Source organism: Paracidovorax sp. MALMAid1276 (assembly GCF_049198005.1).
GTDB lineage: Bacteria > Pseudomonadota > Gammaproteobacteria > Burkholderiales > Burkholderiaceae_C > Acidovorax.
The window spans coordinates 1-538 of the sequence record NZ_JBMIRS010000075.1; the positions used below are offsets into that span (position 1 = coordinate 1).

At 59.5% G+C, this 538-nt stretch carries 1 protein-coding gene; it reads right to left on the minus strand.

The features are described 5' to 3' along the window. A partial coding sequence (gene istB / locus ACOQFS_RS04775; protein ID WP_421561768.1) for an IS21-like element helper ATPase IstB occupies positions 1-538 on the minus strand: 538 nt, incomplete at both ends.

A 538-nucleotide genomic window follows, 5' to 3' on the forward strand; every position in this document is an offset into this window, starting at 1 on the left:
GTGGATAAGTTCTTGGTCGCCTTCTCCTTCTTGGTGGTCTGTGGTGGTTGCTGTGCGGAGCTGTTCTTGAACCTGTAGCTGTCGTTGCCGGTTTCCAGAATATGGCAGTGATGCGTGAGCCGGTCCAGCAATGCAGGGGTCATCTTTGCATCCCCGAACACACTGGCCCATTCGCTGAAGCTCAGGTTGGTGGTGATCACGACGCTCGTGCGCTCGTACAGCTTTGACAGCAGATGGAACAGCAAGGCGCCTCCAGAGGCGCTGAACGGTAGGTAGCCCAGTTCATCCAGGATCACCAGATCGGCATAGGCCAGGCGGTGCGCGATCTGCCCCGGCTTGCCCTGAGCCTTCTCCTCTTCCAGTGCATTGACCAGCTCCACCGTGGAGAAGAACCTCACCCTGCGGTGATGGTGCTCAATGGCTTGCACCCCAAGGGCTGTGGCGATGTGGGTCTTGCCCGTCCCCGGGCCACCCACCAACACCACGTTGTTGGCGTTCTCCAAGAATTCGCAGCGGTGCAGCTGGCGTACCAGTGCCT